This is a genomic window from Pseudomonas sp. NFACC02 (assembly GCF_900110765.1).
Classification (GTDB): Bacteria; Pseudomonadota; Gammaproteobacteria; order Pseudomonadales; family Pseudomonadaceae; genus Aquipseudomonas.
In genome coordinates, this window is sequence record NZ_FOEO01000044.1 from 25,961 (window position 1) to 44,058 (window position 18,098).

Here is an 18,098-nt window from a genome sequence, read left to right on the forward strand (position 1 = left end):
GTCAATCCAGAAGAGAAAGGGTGACGGGCGTCAGGTGGTTGTCTTCGACGCGCACGTGCAGTTCGCCTTCGGCGAGTTTGGCGGTCAGCCGCTGGCCGGTGTGGGTCTGTTCGGCGGTCCGGATCGCCTTGCCGCGTTCGTCCAGCAGAATGCTGTAGCCGCGTCCCAGCGTCGCCAACGGGCTTACCACGTTGAGTGTCTGCACCTGCGTTTGCAACTGCAGGCGGCGGGTCTTGAGGTTTTCCTTGATCGCACGCGGCAGGCGCTCGGCCAGAACGTCCAGTCGCTGGCGCAGGAATGCCAGCGTGCGTCCTGGGTGCTGCGCGGCCAGACGGCTTTCCAGGTGACTCATTCGCACCTGACGTTTGTGCATCTGTTGCTCGAACGCTCGGCGCATGCGCATGTCCAGATCGTCCAGACGCTGAGCGCGCTGGCGCAAGCGTTCACCGGGATGACGCAAACGCCGCGAGACACCCTCCAGCCGCAGTCGCTCGCGCATCAGGCGGTCTTGCATGCGACTGATGAGTCGCCGTTGCAGGCTGTCGACGCGGCGGTGCAGGTCGCTGGAATCGGGTGCCAGAAGTTCGGCCGCAGCGGAGGGCGTCGGCGCGCGAACGTCGGCGACGAAATCACTGATGGACACGTCGGTTTCGTGACCGACCGCGCTGACGATCGGGGTCACGCACGCATCGATGGCGCGGGCGACGGCCTCCTCGTTAAAGCACCACAAGTCTTCCAGCGAGCCGCCGCCGCGGGCAAGGATCAACGCATCGAAACCGCGGGAGTCCGCCAGTTTCAGCGCGCGAACGATCTGGTTGATGGCTTCGCGACCCTGCACGGCGGTAGGGATCAGGGTTAGCTCGACCTGAGGCGCCCGGCGACGGAACACGCTGATGATGTCGCGAATCACCGCGCCGGTCGGCGAACTGATGATGCCGATGCGTTGAGGGTGCAAGGGCAGGGTGACTTTGCGCTCGGCGCTGAACAGCCCTTCGGCGCTGAGCTTTTCCTTCAGTGCATCGAATGCCAGCCTCAGCGCACCGTCGCCTGCCGGTTCGACCGTATCGAGGATCAACTGGTAGTCACCGCGACCTTCAAACAGCGAAACCTTGCCCCGCACCTTCACCGCCAGACCGTCTTTCAGCGCCTGGCGCACGCGCGCGGCGTTGCTGCGGAACAAGGCGCAACGCACTTGCGCGCCGGTGTCCTTGAGCGTGAAGTACACGTGACCGGAGGCCGGGCGCGACAGGTTGGAAATCTCCCCCTCGACCCAGATGCTGGCGAAAACGTCCTCCAGCAACACGCGCGCGCGGCCGTTGAGCTGGCTGACAGTGAGGACTTCCCGGTCAAGGCCGAGTCTTGCGAAGGGGTCTTTGATCATGGCGGGCATGATAAAGGCATTAGCAGGCGATGTCGTGCATCGGCGGCCAGTGCGGACCCTGTAGGAGCGGTCGGAGGTACGACGGCCGTGAACCGGGTCTGTCAGACGCCACTTGATTGACTGGCAAAACGCAATCGCAGGCAAGCGCGCTCCTGCAGTATTCTTCCTGCCACCTACGATCCATGGAAGACACAATGCTCACCACCCTCGCCGAGTTGTCGGATGCCTTCACTCAGTTGGGATTGACCCCGACCGACTGGCTCGTTATAGAAGTCGGCGTTATCGCCGCCTATCTGGTGTTCGCGATTGCCGGTTTCGGTACCGCGCTGGTGGCAGGCCCCATCCTGATTCACTTCATGCCGTTGTCGCGAATCATCCCGCTGCTGGTGATGCTGGATTTCCTCGCCGCGTTCAGCCATTTGCTGCCGTCGCGGCAATCTGTGGCGCGCGCCGAGCTGCTGCGCATGGTGCCGTGCATGGCAGTGGGTTGCACGCTGGGCGTGCTGTTCTTGCTGAACCTCAAATCCGACCTGCTGCTGTTATTGATGGGCATGTTTCTGATCGGCTATTCGGTCTACAGCCTGGCGGTGAAGGTGCGTCCAACCCAGTTGTCGGCGGCCTGGTCGATTCCGATGGGCACCGTGGGCGGGTTGTTCGGCGCGCTGTTCGGCAGCGGCGGCTTTTTATATGCGATTTACCTCAACGGCCGTCTGACCGACAAGACTCAGGCCCGCGCCACGCAAAATGCGCTGATCAGTTGCAGCACCATCGTGCGCCTGAGCCTGTTCGTCATCACGGGTGTGTACGCACAGATTTCCCTGTTGTTGCTGGCCGTGTGTCTGCTGCCGGCAATGGTCATCGGCTCGTGGATCGGTCGTCATCTGGTCATGCGCCTGTCGCGGGAGATGTTCGTTCGTTTGGTCACCTGGATGGTGCTGCTCAGCGGCATTACACTCATCGGTCGTTATCTTGCCGGTTGAGGACACCCTACTTGACGGCAATGGCGGTGGCATTAAGCTGCCGCCCCCGAGCAAACGTCAGACAGGCCCGTCATGAACACCCAAAGCATCATCGTCCCGCAAATCTCCAGCTTTCCTGCGCGTGAAGCGAAGGCGCGGGCGATCCTGCGCTGGCTGGTGAAGCTGGACGTGGTGGAGGAATCGCTGACCACCTGCGGGCGCAGTTTCAATCGCATGGCGTACGCCATCGCACCCGGCGCGCGGCGTTTTGTCGAAAACCCGGATGCATTGCCGTACGGGCAGGCGGTGAACGGCCTGGAAATCGTGCTCAAGCGCTGCATCTATACCCCACAGCAGGGTTTCAAGGAGGAGGCCGGTTGCCCCGAGTGCCGGCGTGAGATCGGCGAAGCGTTGTTCGACAGTCTGGAAGAATGGATGCCGGGGCACACCGACAACTTCATCTGCCCTGAATGCCGTCACGAAGACGACATCAATGGCTTTCTGTTTCTGGATCCGTGCGGCTTTTCCAACCTGGGTTTCATCTTCAACGACTGGCTGGATGCAGGCTTCAAGACGAGCTTTTTGGAAGAATTCGCCGAACGTCTGGATCGCCCGGTGTCTTTCGTCAAAGTCCGCCTATAAATGCATCAGTCAGTGATAGAGCGCGTCGATCATTCTGATTATTAAATAGACCGATGTTTACATTGAGCATAGGCACCTGTCTGGGTATAATGGCGCGCTTCCATTTTCCCGCTCGGGAGCCCAGCGATGCTGCGTATCAGCCAAGAAGCCCTTACATTCGACGACATTCTCCTTGTGCCCGGTTATTCCGAGGTGCTTCCCAACGAAGTCAGTCTGAAAACCCGATTGACCCGTGGCATCGAACTGAACATCCCTCTCGTTTCCGCCGCTATGGACACCGTCACTGAAGCCCGTCTGGCCATCGCCATGGCTCAGGAAGGCGGCATCGGCATCATCCACAAGAACATGACCGTCGAGCAGCAGGCTGCCGAAGTGCGAAAGGTCAAGAAGTTCGAAGCGGGTGTGGTCAAGGACCCGATCACCATCGAGGCGGATGCCTCCGTTCGTGATTTGTTCGAACTGACGCGTCAACACAACATTTCCGGCGTTCCGGTTCTGCACGACGGCGAACTGGTCGGCATCGTGACTTCCCGAGACGTGCGCTTCGAAAATCGTCTGGACATCCCTGTTCGGGAAGTGATGACGCCGAAAGAGCGTCTGGTCACTGTTCGTGAAGGCGCCGACAAATACGAAGTCCGCGACCTGCTGCACAAACACCGTCTGGAAAAAGTCCTGATCGTCGACGACAAGTTCGCGCTCAAGGGCATGATGACCGTCAAGGACATCGAGAAATCCAAAGCCTACCCGCTGGCCAGCAAGGACGATCAAGGTCGTCTGCGTGTGGGCGCTGCGGTCGGCACCGGTAAAGACACCGGCGAGCGCGTCAGCGCCCTGGTCGCCGCCGGCGTTGACGTCATCGTCGTCGACACCGCCCACGGCCACTCCAAAGGCGTGATCGACCGCGTTCGCTGGGTCAAGCAGAACTTCCCGGACGTCCAGGTCATCGGCGGTAACATCGCCACCGGCGCTGCTGCACGTGCACTGGTCGAAGCCGGCGCTGACGGCGTCAAGGTCGGTATCGGTCCTGGCTCCATCTGCACCACCCGTATCGTGGCAGGCGTAGGTGTTCCGCAAATCAGCGCCATCGCCAACGTCGCCTCGGCGCTTGAAGGCACCGACGTTCCTCTGATCGCCGACGGCGGCATCCGTTTCTCCGGTGACCTGTCCAAGGCCATCGTGGCCGGTGCCTACTGCGTGATGATGGGCTCGATGTTCGCCGGTACCGAAGAAGCACCGGGCGAAATCGAGCTGTTCCAGGGCCGCTCGTACAAGGCATACCGCGGCATGGGCTCGCTCGGTGCGATGTCTCAGGCGCAAGGCTCCTCGGACCGCTACTTCCAGGACTCATCGGAAGGCGCCGAGAAACTGGTGCCGGAAGGCATCGAAGGCCGTGTGGCCTACAAGGGCTCGCTGTCCGCCATCATCCACCAGTTGATGGGTGGCCTGCGTTCTTCCATGGGGTACACCGGCAGCGCCCACATTCAGGAAATGCGCACCAAGCCTGAATTCGTACGCATCACCGGCGCCGGCATGGCCGAGTCTCACGTCCACGACGTGCAGATCACTAAGGAAGCGCCGAACTATCGCGTAGGTTGATCCGAGATACGCCTGATTTTTCAGGTGTATTTCTGAAATATGTGTAGCGGGGCTGTTCATTACAGCCCCGTCTTGTTTCTGATTTTCGACGAGAATGACTCATGGCCCTCGACATTCACGCCCACCGTATCCTGATCCTCGACTTCGGTTCCCAGTACACCCAGTTGATCGCCCGCCGCGTGCGTGAGATCGGCGTGTACTGCGAACTGCACCCGTTCGACATGGACGACGAAGCGATCCGCGAATTCGCTCCAAAAGGCGTCATCCTCGCGGGTGGCCCCGAGTCCGTGCACGTCGCTGACAGTCCGCGTTGCCCGCAAGCGGTCTTCGATCTCGGCGTTCCGGTTTTCGGCATTTGCTACGGCATGCAGACCATGGCCGAACAACTGGGCGGCAAGGTCGAAGGGTCCGAAATGCGTGAATTCGGTTACGCCCGTGTCGACGTCGTGGGCAAGAGCCGTCTGCTCGACGGCATCGAAGACCATGTCGACGCCGACGGCGTGCTGGGTCTGGACGTGTGGATGAGTCATGGCGACAAGGTCACCAAGCTGCCGTCCGAGTTCCACATTCTGGCCAGCACCCCAAGCTGCCCGATTGCCGGCATGGCCGACGACACCCGTGGTTACTACGGCGTGCAGTTCCACCCGGAAGTGACCCACACCAAGCAGGGCGGTCGCATCCTGTCGCGCTTCATCCTCGACATCTGCGGCTGTGAAGCGCTGTGGACGCCGTCGAAAATCGCTGAAGACGCCATCGCTCAGGTCCGCGCTCAAGTCGGCACCGACAACGTCTTGCTGGGTCTGTCCGGCGGTGTTGACTCGTCTGTCGTGGCGGCGCTGCTGCACAAGGCCATCGGCGATCAACTGACCTGTGTCTTCGTCGACAACGGCTTGCTGCGTTTGCACGAAGGCGAGCAAGTGATGGCCATGTTCGCCGAGAACATGGGCGTCAAGGTGATCCGTGCCAACGCCGAAGAGCAGTTCCTCAACAACCTGGAAGGCGAAAGCGATCCAGAGAAGAAGCGCAAGATCATCGGCCGTACCTTCATCGACGTGTTCGATGCCGAATCGAGCAAGCTGCACAACATCAAATACCTGGCGCAGGGCACCATCTACCCTGACGTGATCGAGTCCGCTGGCGCCAAGAGCGGCAAGGCTCACGTGATCAAGTCGCACCACAACGTGGGCGGCCTGCCAGAAGAAATGAACCTGAAACTGGTCGAGCCGCTGCGCGAACTGTTCAAGGACGAAGTCCGCCGTCTGGGCCTGGAACTCGGCCTGCCGTACGACATGGTCTACCGCCACCCGTTCCCGGGCCCAGGCCTGGGCGTGCGCATCCTTGGCGAAGTGAAGAAGGAATACGCCGACCTGCTGCGCCGCGCCGACCACATCTTCATCGAAGAGCTGCGCAAAGCCGACTGGTACCACAAAGTCAGCCAGGCCTTCGTCGTCTTCCAGCCGGTCAAATCAGTCGGCGTGGTCGGTGACGGCCGTCGTTACGCCTGGGTCGTCGCCCTGCGCGCCGTGGAAACCATCGACTTCATGACCGCACGCTGGGCGCACCTGCCCTACGAACTGCTGGAAACCGTCAGCGGCCGCATCATCAACGAAATCGAAGGCATCTCCCGCGTCACTTATGACGTGTCGAGCAAGCCGCCGGCTACGATTGAGTGGGAATGATCCCGCGTCCGGCACTGCCCGGCATGATCTAGCAAAAAATGCCCTGAAGCCCGCGTAATTGCGGGCTTTTGGCTTTTTGGGGCTGGCAAAAATCGGGCAGCTTTGTGCATCGATAAGCGCCGTGTTCATGTGGCGTTGTACAGGGGATTGACTGAGACAAATGCCATGTTCGGCGCTCGATACCATGTCGTCCTGGTAGGGTAGGGCAAGGTATCAAATCTCATCATCAGCCCGGTTTCATTGGGTTTTATCGTGGTGCATGAGTGCTTTTCTGAGCATGGTATTTTTTCCATGGAATCCCCGACTGCCATGCTGACCGATCCCAAGCTGCGTAACCTCAAGCCGAAAGAAAAACTCTACTAGGTGAACGACCGCGACGTGCTGTACGTGGTCGTCACTGCTGCCGGTTCCATCTCATTTCGTTACAACTACTCAATCAATGGCCGTTAGGAGACCATCACGTTCGGTCGTTATGGCGTGGGTGGCATCACACTTGCGGAAGCTGGTAAGTCACCTGCCAAAGAGAAAGCCCGTGCCAAGGCACGTACCAAAGTTGCAGAGACGTCTGATGCGTGGGCTGAGAACTGGCTGAAGTAGTCATAATGCCGTTATAGAAGACCCATCTCGATAGCTTTCAGAAAATATTCTTCACCTCGTGCTATGCGGAGAGTCAAGGGTTTGGCCGTGAACGCCAAGGCACACGAGACTATTAGATCTTTAGGATTCTCGCTGCTGATTTTCTCAGGATCGTTCGTGATTCGTCACCAATCCTGACAGATAGCCCTATGGCTACATCGATTCGGTTCGCAACATCCCTTCGCTTAGGACGATTCAGACATCTGATCCGAGTGGCATTTGTGATGCCGTCTGTAAGAGGGCGAAGTGATGCTTTTGTGGCTGAAGCACTCCACCGGTATTCGCGCCCGGAACTGGCCTTGCTGTAGAGCGCAGATGTGCTTTATCCCAGCGGAGCCATTAACCCCGAGGTATATCTACGCGCAGACATCACCAAAGGTTGTCGGCGACGCAATGTAACTGGCCCATCACGATGCCGTGCCGCCTTGGAGGGGTGGATCGCAGTCCGTTTGCACCCCTGCGGAGGCCTCTCAGGCACTGATGAGTGCCCAGGCCTACGCCGAGCTTCGAAGCTGGTCAGCAGACACAAATGCTAATCCGTTTAGCCGGGGTTCACGCATGGTGAGCTGGACGGAGGGTCATAGGTTACCGAGCCTTTGATTCGCTCAGGCGGACCATAAGTTGTCCATCCATACTGGTAGGCCAGTATCAAGCAGGGAGATTCGTATCGCTGCGGGCGCTACCTTGCGGCCAAGATGCTGGCGGCAAGAGGCGATTTGGGATAGCTCAGACCATTCTTGGCCATTCCTGTCTGCCTTGTTTTACCGTCGACCAACCGACATTTTATATGCATTCGGAGTTGCACTGGGATGGCGACATCAGTAGTGTCTGTTGGATGTGCCTCGGCTTATGAATCGATCCATACGCTAAGCGCCGAGATATATAAAAGCGCCGCTTTCATACGGTGCTCCAGAATCCGAATTTTCTTGCATAAGGACGACGCATGGACAGCTATCAAAATCCCGAGTCAGGAAAGACATATATCAGTCCGCAACTAGATTCTTTCGGCGACAAAGAGAGGAAGGTCAGGATCGCGACCAAGTTAATTGAGCATCCCGAGACCTATGCTTTCGCCAAAATAAACAGCGAGCTTGTACTTCGGCACAAAGACGGCGCGAAAAGCTGCATAACGGCTAAGTTCTTTGAAGATGATCGAAAGATATTCGTGCTGAATATCCAAGGTTACACAGTCGCGACAGACAAACCCCACAATGCCAGTTTCTCATTTGTAGGGGAGGAAATCGGAAAACTCGTGGAGTTTCTTCATCACGTCCAATCGATGCCTCTTGAAGGGCGCGGGCCTAAGAAGATAAAGGATGAGGATCTTCACAGACTTGTTTTGTCCAGCAACCAAGCAAGAGCCATGTTGCAGGATAATCAGGAACTTTTTGCCGAGGTAATAAAGTCAGCTGTTACCAAAGAGGACGTCATCGCAGTTGGCTACCGCAAACGTCAGCTCGAGGTTTTCGATAGGTTGCTAAACGATGAAGTGTACTTTGAAAAGATTAAAGCTAGTCTCAGCTGTAAAGACGAGATGCTGTGGCAGCGGTTTTTAGAGAAAAATCCTTGGATCTTTGGCTATGGATTAAGCTATATTTATGCGTCGTCGTTAGATGGTAAGAAGCTAGAGCAAGTTGTGCAAGGACATTCCGTATCTAACCATGGAAAGCGGGCGGATGGGCTTCTTAAAACAAAAGGTTTCATTTCGAGTCTGTGTTTTGCTGAAATCAAGACTCATAAAACGCCTCTTCTCCAGAATAAACAATATCGAGCCGGATGCTGGGCTCCTTCCAACGAGCTAGCAGGCGGTGTATGCCAAACTCAAGTAACCGTTTCTTCCGCTGTAGACTCGATTCAGGCCAAGCTGGCGATAACTGATGAAAGCGGAAACCCGACAGGCGAAGAAGCATTTAACTACATGCCTAAATCCTTCCTTGTTGTCGGTAGCCTGCAGGAGTTCGTTAGCGGGCATGGTGTAAATCAAGAGAAATACAGATCGTTTGAGTTATATCGAAAGAACACCACGAATCCAGAAATCATAACTTTCGACGAACTTTATGAACGCGCCCGATTTATCGTAACGCAGTATGAAAGATGATCGACGCTCTTTGAGAAGTTCACCTTGAATCCAAAAGGGTTAGGCCTAGGTCACAGCCGGGGGGCTGGGTGCCTCGCTCAGCGCGGAAGGATCGCGTGACCCATCCTCCGACTGGCTTTGACTTGATCGAGTAGTGTCGACCCGACAACGCTTAGGCAAGGTTCGACCTCAACGAATGCCTGATGTACTGAACACCTTATCGGCCATTCGACGACAATGGCCGTTTGAAAAGCAAATGCTATAGTGGCGGCAAGTGAACCGGCAAAATTTAGGGCCGGAAATTGATTCCCTCCTTGATTTATAAGGAATAATTTTAGGTAGATAGTCGGCAATGTCATTTACACCGTATATTCCCCAAGACAGGGCCCCTGAGGAACTGCAAGACCAGATCGTCAAGATCATGCGCCTCGATGCGGAACTCCACGGCAAGATCCCGCGCCCGCTGCGCGTGCCGATGACCAACTTATTGCGTGTGGTGAACTCGTACTACAGCAACAAGATTGAGGGTAACTCCACGCTATCGGCTGATATTCTGCGCAGCGAACAGGTTGCAGATGGGGCCCAGGAGGTCAAAGCCAGCGAGGACTTCTTGGAGATCAAGCGCCATATCGAAGCGCAGCGCCGCCTTACCGACGACCCGATCAACTCGATTGAGGTCTGTACTCGGGATACCATCTCGCGCCTGCATCGCGAGTTCTATGGCGGTGTGCCAGAGGAGATGCTGGATATACAAATGAATGAACAAGGTGACGTCGTCCGAATGGTCCCTGGCGTATTTCGCGAGTATGGCGTCAGGGTTGGCCAACACATCGCGCCGACCGCTGAGCAGATGAATGTCTACCTAGGCCAATTCGAGCGTGTTTACCGACTGGACTGGATTCACGGGCTTTCGCGTTTCCTCGCGGCCGCTGCAGCACACCACCGGCTGATGTGGATCCACCCCTTCATGGATGGAAACGGCCGCATAGGGCGTTTGTTCACTGACCAGTACCTAAAGGCCGCCGGTTTTGGAGGCTATGGGCTTTGGTCGATGAGCCGTGGTTTTGCCCGAAACACCGCCGTGTATTACGACATGCTCAATGCAGCCGACCACCCCCGTAAAGGTGACCAGGACGGTCGCGGCATTTTGTCGGATAGCGGTCTGATGCGCTGGACTAGGTACTTCGCCGAGACCGCGCTGGATCAAGTTCAGTACTTCAGCACGCAGCTTGATCCAGAGAAACTGGGCGAGCGGATCAATGTGTACTTTGAGATGCGCAGTCGTGGCGCGCTCTCAGACGGAAAGGGCAATGCCCTGCCAGAGCTCCGGATCGAGGCCAAGAACGTTTACAAAACCTTGCTCTACATGGGAGACCAGCCACGTGCCGAACTGCAGGCCAGCCTTGGCGTTGGTGAACGCACCACTCGGGGCCTGTTGAGCCAGATGGCAAAAGAGGGCTTAATCACCCTCGACGGCCGCAAGCCCGTATCCCTGAACCTCTCGCGGCATTCGATCGAGTTCCTGTTCCCCTACCTTTGGTAGTGGTGTCGGGAATCAGCCAAAGAAGCTAATGACCCCACCGCATGAGTAATGCCGTGCGTGCGGAAACAGTTTCCGGTTAATGGCATTTTTCGTGGTATCGGCTTGTACGCTTTAGGTAACATAATGATTATTAATGAGTTTTTATTGTTGTTTATGTTGGAGTGGAATGATCCCTAATTAGCAGCTATTGCTAGCGTGTATTGAATAGGTTGAAAGCCCGCATGGTTGCGGGCTTTCGACTTTTTTAATCCAGGCAACGATCGACGCGCTGGTTTCTCAAGGATCTTGAGAGATGCAGCGATACAGACAACTAGACCTTGACGACTTGATGCCGTAGCCCGCCATTCAAAAATACGGGGCAGCGGTTAATCGTTGGGACAGCCACCAAATATTGCCGGAAGGATCGCATACGCCACCTTGCCTGCCGCCAGCGCTTTCTCGACGGCCTCGTCGGCATTGGCGACGTACAGGTAGAGCGCGGACTGACTTGAAGGAAACTGTTCCGTCGATTCGCTAATCATAATGGTTGCTGTATCGAACCTGAGTTGGCAGTTGGCGATACGCCCATTGGGCATCGTGCTTCTGCCGATCTCATGCGCCCCGAAGGCAGACTTCAAAAACTGCACGTAGGCGTCTGCTTCTGATGCAAAAATATACGGCGTTACGACAGAGAATCCTGGCGGAATATGCATTTAACGCGCTCCTGTTGAGGGGGCAGTGTGGCCGATTCTGCAGAGCAGCGATTGGATGAGTTTTACGCGCTCGCTGGGGTACGTGGCGGGCGTAATGCCGGTGAATGCGATGAAGTCCCGGATCCTGAGGGACGGCTCAAAATACCGGCATCGACAGCCAAGGCCGCCCAACTCGCCTTATATTCGCCGTATCCGATCGCAATAACGCTCATTCATGGCTAAGAATATTGACCAGGCGTCCGAAGGGATCGCGCGCGAAAAAGCGACGAACACCCCAAGGCTCGACCGTCGGCCCATACTCGATGGGATATCCGGATTGCGACGCACGCCGGTAGATCTCGTCAAAATTATCGACCTCAATGGAGAGGTCGGGAACCGGCGTTCCCGACCCCCCTTCGGTGGCAATACTGATCTGTGGTGCCATCTGGGTGTCAGATGCATAAGTGACGATCCACCCATGATCCATCACAAGTTCCATTCCGAGGATGTCGCCATAAAAGCGCTTCGCGTCCTCCAGCTTTTTTGAACTGATGTTCATGACGATGCGTTTTACGACCACGGCAATTCCTTCTGAATCAGTTTTAAAAAAACCGGCTTCGTTTTCTTCATTGAGCCAACTTCGCATGCTCTTCAGCTAACGCCGCATCTTCCTGTGTGACTTTGAGAACGGCCGGCCTGCCTGAGATGCGAGCGATATAGTCGGAAATGACCAGTCGCTCGGGAAGGAGGCCGAATGCGCTGCTCCAGCGCAGGGAAGTGCCCCAAAGGATATCTGCGGCCGAGATCGTCTCTCCGAGCAGATAGGGCTTATCTCCCAACTCGCCGAGCACCGTGTCAAGCACAACGTCGAAGCTGCCATAGGGCGATATCGCCGCCGGTCCAGGTTCGCGTTTCAACGCCCGATCGACCAACGCCGGCTCATAGCAGGCGCCGTAGAGGGCGAGCCAGCGGAGATAGGGGCCTCGTAGCGGGTTATCGAGCCTCGGAGCCATACCTGCCTCTGGGAAAAGGTCGGCCAAGTAGATGTAAATGGCGACCTGTTCGGTGACGAGCATGCCGCGATGTCGGATGGCCGGCAGCTTGCCGAGTGGATTGATCGCCAGATAAGGCGCGCTGCGCTGCTCACCAGCCTTCATGTTGATCACATGCAATTCGTGGGGCGCGCCGAGTTCCTCCAGGAGGATTCGGACGCCAGCGGAGCGTGATTGGGGAGCATGGAACAGGGTGATCTTGTCGTCGTTCATCTTGGCCTCTCGCCTGGACGTTCTCTTGGTTTCGACTAATTCGCTTGGGCCATCGCCTGGTATCCAGCGGAGCGTGGCTGACACGTCACTCGTTGTGGAAACGCCGGGATACGCCGACGGAGCGGCCGTCCAGTCTGCCTGAGCGGCCGCCGATCCTGTCCTTATCGATGCTTCTGGCAGAAGCGAATGCGGTTCCCGAATGGATCATGTACTTCCATCTGTTGACCCCAAGGCTGGCGAACGACCCCGGGGCGGCCATAACCGTACTGCTTGGCGGTGAGTTCGCCATGGAAGGCTCTGATGTCCTCCATCCATACGAACGCCGTTGAGCCCGGGGTTGCATCGCCATGGTGCTCGGACAGATGAAGTTCGAGCCCGGCTCGCTCAACCGCCATGTAAAGTGGCATGTCCGGTTCAAAACGATGCTCCATCGTTACTGAGAAACCGAGGAAGTCGCAGTAGAACTCCCGCGCTTTCAAAACATCGAAAATCCGGAAGATCGGGATTGTCTGCCGGAAAGCTATGCCGCTTCCGCATGAAGACGACAATTTCGCGGCGGCAGTATTCCAATCGCGATGTCCGAGTTCGGCAGCAATGAGTTCGAGACTGACGGCCTGTGGTATTTCGATGTCGCGCTCCGCCAAAGCAGAACGTAGACGCTTCGCCATTACCTTGGCTTGTTCGATCGTGGGCATGATAAGTTCTCGCGCCAGCGACAGTGTATCGGGTGCTCGCGTTGCCGATCTATCGCCGGGCGGACTATCCGGTGAGATCAAAAAAATCGATGCCTTCACCATGCCCTTTTGGGCGCGAGCGGCGGGCGGCATTAGCCAGCGCTTTATTAGCCAGAAACGGATTGCTTTTGTCAACGGCACAAAAACGTTTTCTAGCGGCACTACGTTTCCCTTCGCTTGGCCGCAGACGGGGCGGTAAGCGGCTGGTTTTGTTATGTTTCCCCAAGAGTTGCGGGCCTTTTGCCTTTATTACCTTCCGAACAGGCATCTGGGTAAGGCTGCTCAACACGGTTGCATCCTCAAGAGGCCAGCGTGATTGAGCATATCGACCCACTACCACCACAGCCGCATTTTCTGTCAGTGACGACTGTTGCTGGGTTGCGCGCTGGTGTGGCACTGATGCATGGAATCATTGGCGACCTATTCGATGATCCGGTCGCCAGGGCCGTCATAGGGTTTTCGATCCAGCAAACAGTCAATGAATGCACCGAGGAGGGCGGGTCGATGTTGCCTGCTTGGGTAGTAGAGAAACAGCCCCGGACGTGAAATCGACCAGTCCGGCAGGACCTGGACCAGTCGTCCCTGGGCCAGGAGCTCGCCCACGCCATCTTGCTCAAAGTGATAGGCAATGCCGAGCCCGTTCAGCGCAGCAGCGATCCCGATGTCGGCATGATTGGTGACGACGGGACCGTCCACCGCCACCTCATACCGCTGCCCTCGTTTCTGGAACTCCCAGCGATATTGCCTGCCGTCCATCTGGAGCCGCCAATTGATGCAAGCATGATCATGCAACTCGGCAGGTGACTTGGGTGTTCCTCGACGTGCGAGATAGTCTGGGGACGCCACGGCAACCATGTTCATGTCCGGCGTGAGGCGGACGGCAACCATGTCTTTTTCGAGCTGTCCGCCCACACGGATGCCTGCATCAAAGCGGCCAACGACAATATCCGCCAACGCGTCGTCCACCACGATGTCGAGCACCACGTCAGGGTGTGCTTGGTGGAAGCGTGAAAGTCGGGGCGCGATGATGGTTCGCGCTGCGATCCCCAGCGTGTTGATGCGAAGCGTGCCGCTCATCAGTCCTGTCGCTTCACTGGCTTCAACGACTGCAGCAGCCATCTCTCGAAACAACGGCGCGATGCGCCTGTAGAGCAGTTCGCCACTTGCCGACGGGGCGACGCTTCGAGTCGTGCGATTCAAGAGGCGAGCGCCGATGCGGCGTTCGAGCTGTCGGATCGTCTGGCTGAGCGCCGAAGGCGACAGACCCAGATGCTCGGCAGCTCGCGAAAAGCTCTGGCGCTCCACCACGGCTACGAAGGCTTTGAGCTCAGCGAAGTCAGATCCACGCATTCTGTATCGTTTCCTAAATAACCCATCAAGATTCTAGGGTATTCACTCACTAGACGTCGACGCGCATTCTGAGGCCTTCGTTGAATCCACGGAGCCTGAAAGATGAGCGACTTGAACCTCCCTGAGCCAATTGCCGCGTATTTCGCGGCCGAACACAACCCGGACGCCTTGGCGCGTTGTTTCACCACGCAAGCCGTCATGAAGGACGACGGTCATACCTACACGGGCATCAATGCCATCAAGGCTTTTATGGCAGAGGCATCGGCCAGGTACAGCGCGACGAGTGTGCCGTTCGCCCTCGACCGGGAGGGCGACTTCCAGTGCGTCCGTGCCGATGTCACCGGCAACTTCCCTGGCAGTCCGGTCGTTCTGTCCTACCGCTTTCGCCTTGAACGCGGCCTGATCGCATCGCTGGAGATCACGGCATGAGCTTCGACCTTCATCTGAATGGCCTGCGGGCGTTGGTCACCGGCGGCACACTGGGGCTTGGCGCAGCAGTCGTGAAAACCCTTGCGGAGGCTGGCGCTCGGGTGACGACATCCGCACGCAGCGTGCCCACGGAGCCGGTGCCTGGTGTCAACTACGTGGCTGCCGATCTGTCGACGGCGGAAGGTGCGACTCACCTTGCTCAGACCGTCCTGCGGGACTGGGGCGGTGTCGATATTCTGATCAACGTGCTTGGCGGTTCGAAAACGCCCGGTGGCGGTTTCGCCGCGATCAGCGATGAGCACTGGCTCGCCGAGCTGAACCTGAACTTGATGCCTGCCGTACGCCTGGATCGTGCGTTGTTGCCGGCGATGTTGGCTCAGGGCTCCGGCGTCATCATCCACGTCAGCTCCATCCAGCGCGTGCTGCCGTTGCCCGAGTCCACCACGGCCTACGCCGCAGCCAAGGGGGCTCTTACGACCTACAGCAAGTCTCTGGCCAGAGAGGTGGTGCCGAAGGGCGTTCGCGTGCTGAGCGTTGCGCCGGGCTGGATCGAGACCGAGGCTTCCGTCGCGTTTGCGCAGCGGATGGCCGCGGAAGCCGGAACCGATTACGAGGGTGGCAAGAAACTCATCATGGATTGGTTGGGAGGCATTCCAGTGGGCCGACCGGCCAAACCACAAGAAGTGGCGGATTTGATCGCATTCCTGGCATCCCCGCGGTCCGCTTCGATTGCAGGCTCCGAGTACCGGATCGACGGCGGCACTGTTCCTACCCTGTAGCCTGCATCCGCCTTTCAGGCGCTTGAGAGCCTTCAGCCACATGATGGTTTCTGCGACACGCAAACAGCGGGCGCGAGGAGGCAGGGCGTTCTGTGTCCCTCCGCGCTCGATTGCTACGAAATATGTACCGTGTCACACCGTCGCTTAAGTTTCTGCAAATGCGGGTGTATCTTATCCGCCCTTCGCAAAGGCTCTCATTTAGCGCTTTGTTTTGTTACTCGGTTTATACAGGTGCCGTGGCTGATGTCTTTCACCCGTCGACAAATTCTCGGAGGTCTGGCCGGTCTTGCTGTGGTCGGGCTCGGCGCGGGCGGAGCTTCGCGTTACTGGCTTGGACGCACGGGGCCGGGGGAAGGGCATGACTACGAGTTGATCGCCGCACCGCTGGACGTCGAGTTGGTCCCCGGTTTCAAGACACCGGCCTGGGCGTTTGGCGCTTCGGCTCCGGGGACGGAGTTGCGGGTTCGGCAAGGTGACTGGCTGCGGGTGCGCTTCATCAATCAGTTGCCTGTAGAAACGACCATTCACTGGCACGGTATTCGGTTGCCGCTGGAAATGGACGGCGTGCCTTATGTGTCCCAGCTGCCGGTCAAGCCGGGCGAGTACTTCGACTACAAATTCCGCGTGCCTGACGCGGGCAGCTATTGGTATCACCCGCACGTCAGCAGCAGTGAAGAGCTGGGGCGAGGGCTGGTCGGGCCGTTGATCGTTGAGGAGCGCGAGCCGACCGGTTTTGCTCACGAACGCGTGGTCAGCCTCAAGAGCTGGCACGTGGACGAGCAGGGCGCGTTTACCGATTTCAGTGTCACGCGCGAAGCCGCCCGTGAAGGCACGGCGGGGCGGTTGTCGACGATCAATGGTGTGCCGCAGGGCGTGATCGAGCTGCCTGCCGGGCAGGTCACCCGTGTGCGCATTCTCAATCTTGATAACACGGTGACCTATCGCCTGAACCTGCCGGGTGCCGAGGCGATGATTTATGCGCTGGACGGCAACCCGGTCAAGCCACGGCCGTTGGGCAAGGATTACTGGCTCGGGCCGGGGATGCGCATGTGTCTGGCGATCAGGGCGCCTGCGGCCGGTGAGGAGTTGTCGTTGCGCAACGGTCCGGTGCGGTTGGGGACCTTCCGCTCGGTGGCCAGTCATGACACTCCGGGCGACTGGCCGCCCGAGCTGCCCGCCAATCCGGTCGCCGAGCCGGACCTGGCCAACGCCGAGAAGCTTAACTTCAATTTCGAATGGGTCGGCTCAATGTCGGTCACTGCCGAGGGCAAGCCGCCAAGCCTGTGGCAGATCAACGGCAAAGCCTGGGACATCACTGACAAGACGTGCGCCGATCGGCCAATCGCGAAGCTGGAAAAGGGCAAGAGCTACATCTTCGAGCTGAAGAACATGACCCAGTATCAGCACCCGATTCATTTGCACGGGATGAGCTTTAAAGTGATCGCGTCCAACCGCAAGGACGTGATCCCGTATTTCACCGACACCTATCTGTTAGGGCGAAACGAGCGGGCGCGCATTGCGCTGGTAGCGGATAATCCCGGCGTGTGGATGTTCCACTGCCATGTGATCGATCACATGGAAACCGGTCTTATGGCAGCTATTGAGGTTTCGTAATGCGGCAGCCACACATCATTGATCGCAGCCGCGATCAGCATTTCATGCGAGAGGCATTGGCGTTGGCCGCCGAAGGCGCGCTGCTGGGCGAGGTTCCGGTGGGCGCGGTGGTGGTTCAGGACGGCGTGATCATTGGCCGAGGTTTCAACTGCCCGATCAGTGGCAGCGACCCCAGTGCGCATGCGGAAATGGTCGCTATTCGTGCGGCGGCTCAGGCGGTCAGCAACTACCGCCTGCCGGGCAGTACGCTCTATGTCACGCTCGAACCCTGCAGCATGTGCGCGGGCCTGATCGTGCATTCGCGCATTACACGTGTGGTGTTCGGTGCCACCGAACCCAAGGCGGGCGTGGTGCAGAGTCAAGGGCAGTTCTTTACTCAGCCGTTTCTGAACCATCGGGTGCTGTTCGAAGGCGGCGTGCTGGGCGAGGAGTGCGGAACGATGTTGAGTGAGTTTTTCAGGATGAGGCGGGCAAAGGGATAACGAAGTGCTTGCCCACCGTATCAGCGTCGTCCTCACGTCCTCGGAGCGACGCGGTTTCTGCGGGAGACGTCCGAGGTTACGAGGGTATGGGCCGCAATTCGGACGAAGGCGGAGGGTCAGCTACTGTTGAGGGTGCTGATCCACCGCATTCGCCAGCAAGCCGGCTACAGGTTCGGCGTGAATCAGCAGCAGGCGGCATGCCGCCAGATCACGATCTTGGGTTTATCGAGACACTGCTTCTGCCCGCAGGGCGTAGGAGCG

At 57.9% G+C, this 18,098-nt stretch carries 16 protein-coding genes and 1 pseudogene; 11 read left to right on the plus strand and 6 right to left on the minus strand.

What is annotated here, in order from left to right; translation table 11 throughout:
- Window position 1: 1 nt before the first annotated feature.
- Window positions 2–1,381 carry an exodeoxyribonuclease VII large subunit gene (xseA, locus tag BMY73_RS23660; protein ID WP_175500240.1) on the minus strand — a complete coding sequence of 460 codons (1,380 nt, stop codon included), beginning with the start codon at window positions 1,379–1,381 and terminating at the stop codon, window positions 2–4.
- Between the two features lie 194 nt (window positions 1,382–1,575).
- Between xseA and BMY73_RS23665 the strand changes: the two genes are divergently transcribed.
- From BMY73_RS23665 to BMY73_RS23700, 7 genes and pseudogenes are all read left to right on the plus strand, one after another.
- Window positions 1,576–2,361: a sulfite exporter TauE/SafE family protein gene (locus BMY73_RS23665; RefSeq protein ID WP_092410146.1), complete on the plus strand. Its 786-nt coding sequence runs from the start codon at window positions 1,576–1,578 to the stop codon at window positions 2,359–2,361.
- Window positions 2,362–2,433: 72 nt separating this feature from the next.
- Window positions 2,434–2,982, plus strand: a complete 549-nt coding sequence (locus tag BMY73_RS23670; RefSeq protein ID WP_092410148.1) for a sugar ABC transporter ATPase — start codon at window positions 2,434–2,436, stop codon at window positions 2,980–2,982.
- Window positions 2,983–3,108: 126 nt separating this feature from the next.
- Window positions 3,109–4,578 (plus strand): IMP dehydrogenase, encoded by a 1,470-nt coding sequence (gene guaB, locus BMY73_RS23675; RefSeq protein WP_062383440.1) that lies wholly within the window; start codon window positions 3,109–3,111, stop codon window positions 4,576–4,578.
- Window positions 4,579–4,679: 101 nt separating this feature from the next.
- Entirely contained in the window at window positions 4,680–6,257 is a 1,578-nt protein-coding gene (guaA, locus tag BMY73_RS23680) for a glutamine-hydrolyzing GMP synthase (RefSeq protein ID WP_062383438.1), read from the plus strand.
- Between the two features lie 363 nt (window positions 6,258–6,620).
- Window positions 6,621–6,851 (plus strand): annotated as a pseudogene (locus BMY73_RS28445) (Arm DNA-binding domain-containing protein); the annotation flags it as partial.
- A gap of 985 nt (window positions 6,852–7,836) precedes the next feature.
- Window positions 7,837–8,991 carry a Shedu immune nuclease family protein gene (locus tag BMY73_RS23695; RefSeq protein ID WP_092410150.1) on the plus strand — a complete coding sequence of 385 codons (1,155 nt, stop codon included), beginning with the start codon at window positions 7,837–7,839 and terminating at the stop codon, window positions 8,989–8,991.
- A 331-nt stretch (window positions 8,992–9,322) separates the two neighbouring features.
- Window positions 9,323–10,513 (plus strand): Fic family protein, encoded by a 1,191-nt coding sequence (locus BMY73_RS23700; protein WP_092410152.1) that lies wholly within the window; start codon window positions 9,323–9,325, stop codon window positions 10,511–10,513.
- A gap of 365 nt (window positions 10,514–10,878) precedes the next feature.
- On the opposite strand, the gene BMY73_RS23705 is transcribed toward BMY73_RS23700, so the two are convergent.
- From BMY73_RS23705 to BMY73_RS23725, 5 genes are all read right to left on the minus strand, one after another.
- The gene (locus BMY73_RS23705; protein WP_218190170.1) at window positions 10,879–11,205 is read right to left on the minus strand and encodes a VOC family protein; all 327 of its coding nucleotides are present in this window, start codon (window positions 11,203–11,205) and stop codon (window positions 10,879–10,881) included.
- A 208-nt stretch (window positions 11,206–11,413) separates the two neighbouring features.
- Window positions 11,414–11,830 carry a VOC family protein gene (locus tag BMY73_RS23710; RefSeq protein WP_256571364.1) on the minus strand — a complete coding sequence of 139 codons (417 nt, stop codon included), beginning with the start codon at window positions 11,828–11,830 and terminating at the stop codon, window positions 11,414–11,416.
- Window positions 11,811–12,449 carry a glutathione S-transferase family protein gene (locus tag BMY73_RS23715; protein WP_092410154.1) on the minus strand — a complete coding sequence of 213 codons (639 nt, stop codon included), beginning with the start codon at window positions 12,447–12,449 and terminating at the stop codon, window positions 11,811–11,813. Before BMY73_RS23715 ends, BMY73_RS23710 begins: the two co-directional genes overlap by 20 nt.
- A 161-nt stretch (window positions 12,450–12,610) precedes the next feature.
- Window positions 12,611–13,144, minus strand: coding sequence for a glyoxalase superfamily protein (locus BMY73_RS23720; protein WP_092410166.1), 534 nt, complete (start codon window positions 13,142–13,144; stop codon window positions 12,611–12,613).
- A 459-nt stretch (window positions 13,145–13,603) separates the two neighbouring features.
- On the minus strand, window positions 13,604–14,533 hold the full coding sequence (locus BMY73_RS23725) for a LysR family transcriptional regulator (RefSeq protein WP_092410156.1): 930 nt from the start codon (window positions 14,531–14,533) through the stop codon (window positions 13,604–13,606).
- Between the two features lie 102 nt (window positions 14,534–14,635).
- Here BMY73_RS23725 and BMY73_RS23730 point away from each other — a divergent pair, with 102 nt between their 5' ends.
- The 4 genes from BMY73_RS23730 (at window position 14,636) to tadA (ending at window position 17,837) form a co-directional block, all read left to right on the plus strand.
- A complete protein-coding gene (locus tag BMY73_RS23730; protein WP_062383421.1) occupies window positions 14,636–14,962 on the plus strand; it encodes a nuclear transport factor 2 family protein in 327 nt (108 codons plus the stop codon).
- Window positions 14,959–15,741 (plus strand): SDR family oxidoreductase, encoded by a 783-nt coding sequence (locus BMY73_RS23735; RefSeq protein ID WP_092410158.1) that lies wholly within the window; start codon window positions 14,959–14,961, stop codon window positions 15,739–15,741. Before BMY73_RS23730 ends, BMY73_RS23735 begins: the two co-directional genes overlap by 4 nt.
- Window positions 15,742–15,984: 243 nt before the next feature.
- Window positions 15,985–17,355, plus strand: coding sequence for a multicopper oxidase family protein (locus BMY73_RS23740; RefSeq protein WP_092410160.1), 1,371 nt, complete (start codon window positions 15,985–15,987; stop codon window positions 17,353–17,355).
- Window positions 17,355–17,837, plus strand: a complete 483-nt coding sequence (gene tadA, locus BMY73_RS23745) for a tRNA adenosine(34) deaminase TadA (protein ID WP_062383412.1) — start codon at window positions 17,355–17,357, stop codon at window positions 17,835–17,837. The genes BMY73_RS23740 and tadA overlap by 1 nt, the downstream gene beginning before the upstream one ends.
- Window positions 17,838–18,098: the final 261 nt, after the last annotated feature.

Coding starts and splice junctions, on each gene's coding strand:
- BMY73_RS23715 (WP_092410154.1), bottom strand. CDS start 12,449: ATGAACGACGACAAGATCACCCTGTTCCATGCTCCCCAATCACGCTCC.
- BMY73_RS23720 (WP_092410166.1), bottom strand. CDS start 13,144: ATGCCCACGATCGAACAAGCCAAGGTAATGGCGAAGCGTCTACGTTCT.
- BMY73_RS23725 (WP_092410156.1), bottom strand. CDS start 14,533: ATGCGTGGATCTGACTTCGCTGAGCTCAAAGCCTTCGTAGCCGTGGTG.
- BMY73_RS23710 (WP_256571364.1), bottom strand. CDS start 11,830: ATGCGAAGTTGGCTCAATGAAGAAAACGAAGCCGGTTTTTTTAAAACT.
- BMY73_RS23740 (WP_092410160.1), top strand. CDS start 15,985: ATGTCTTTCACCCGTCGACAAATTCTCGGAGGTCTGGCCGGTCTTGCT.
- BMY73_RS23730 (WP_062383421.1), top strand. CDS start 14,636: ATGAGCGACTTGAACCTCCCTGAGCCAATTGCCGCGTATTTCGCGGCC.
- BMY73_RS23670 (WP_092410148.1), top strand. CDS start 2,434: ATGAACACCCAAAGCATCATCGTCCCGCAAATCTCCAGCTTTCCTGCG.
- BMY73_RS23735 (WP_092410158.1), top strand. CDS start 14,959: ATGAGCTTCGACCTTCATCTGAATGGCCTGCGGGCGTTGGTCACCGGC.
- guaA (WP_062383438.1), top strand. CDS start 4,680: ATGGCCCTCGACATTCACGCCCACCGTATCCTGATCCTCGACTTCGGT.
- BMY73_RS23705 (WP_218190170.1), bottom strand. CDS start 11,205: ATGCATATTCCGCCAGGATTCTCTGTCGTAACGCCGTATATTTTTGCA.
- guaB (WP_062383440.1), top strand. CDS start 3,109: ATGCTGCGTATCAGCCAAGAAGCCCTTACATTCGACGACATTCTCCTT.
- xseA (WP_175500240.1), bottom strand. CDS start 1,381: ATGATCAAAGACCCCTTCGCAAGACTCGGCCTTGACCGGGAAGTCCTC.
- BMY73_RS23665 (WP_092410146.1), top strand. CDS start 1,576: ATGCTCACCACCCTCGCCGAGTTGTCGGATGCCTTCACTCAGTTGGGA.
- BMY73_RS23700 (WP_092410152.1), top strand. CDS start 9,323: ATGTCATTTACACCGTATATTCCCCAAGACAGGGCCCCTGAGGAACTG.
- tadA (WP_062383412.1), top strand. CDS start 17,355: ATGCGGCAGCCACACATCATTGATCGCAGCCGCGATCAGCATTTCATG.
- BMY73_RS23695 (WP_092410150.1), top strand. CDS start 7,837: ATGGACAGCTATCAAAATCCCGAGTCAGGAAAGACATATATCAGTCCG.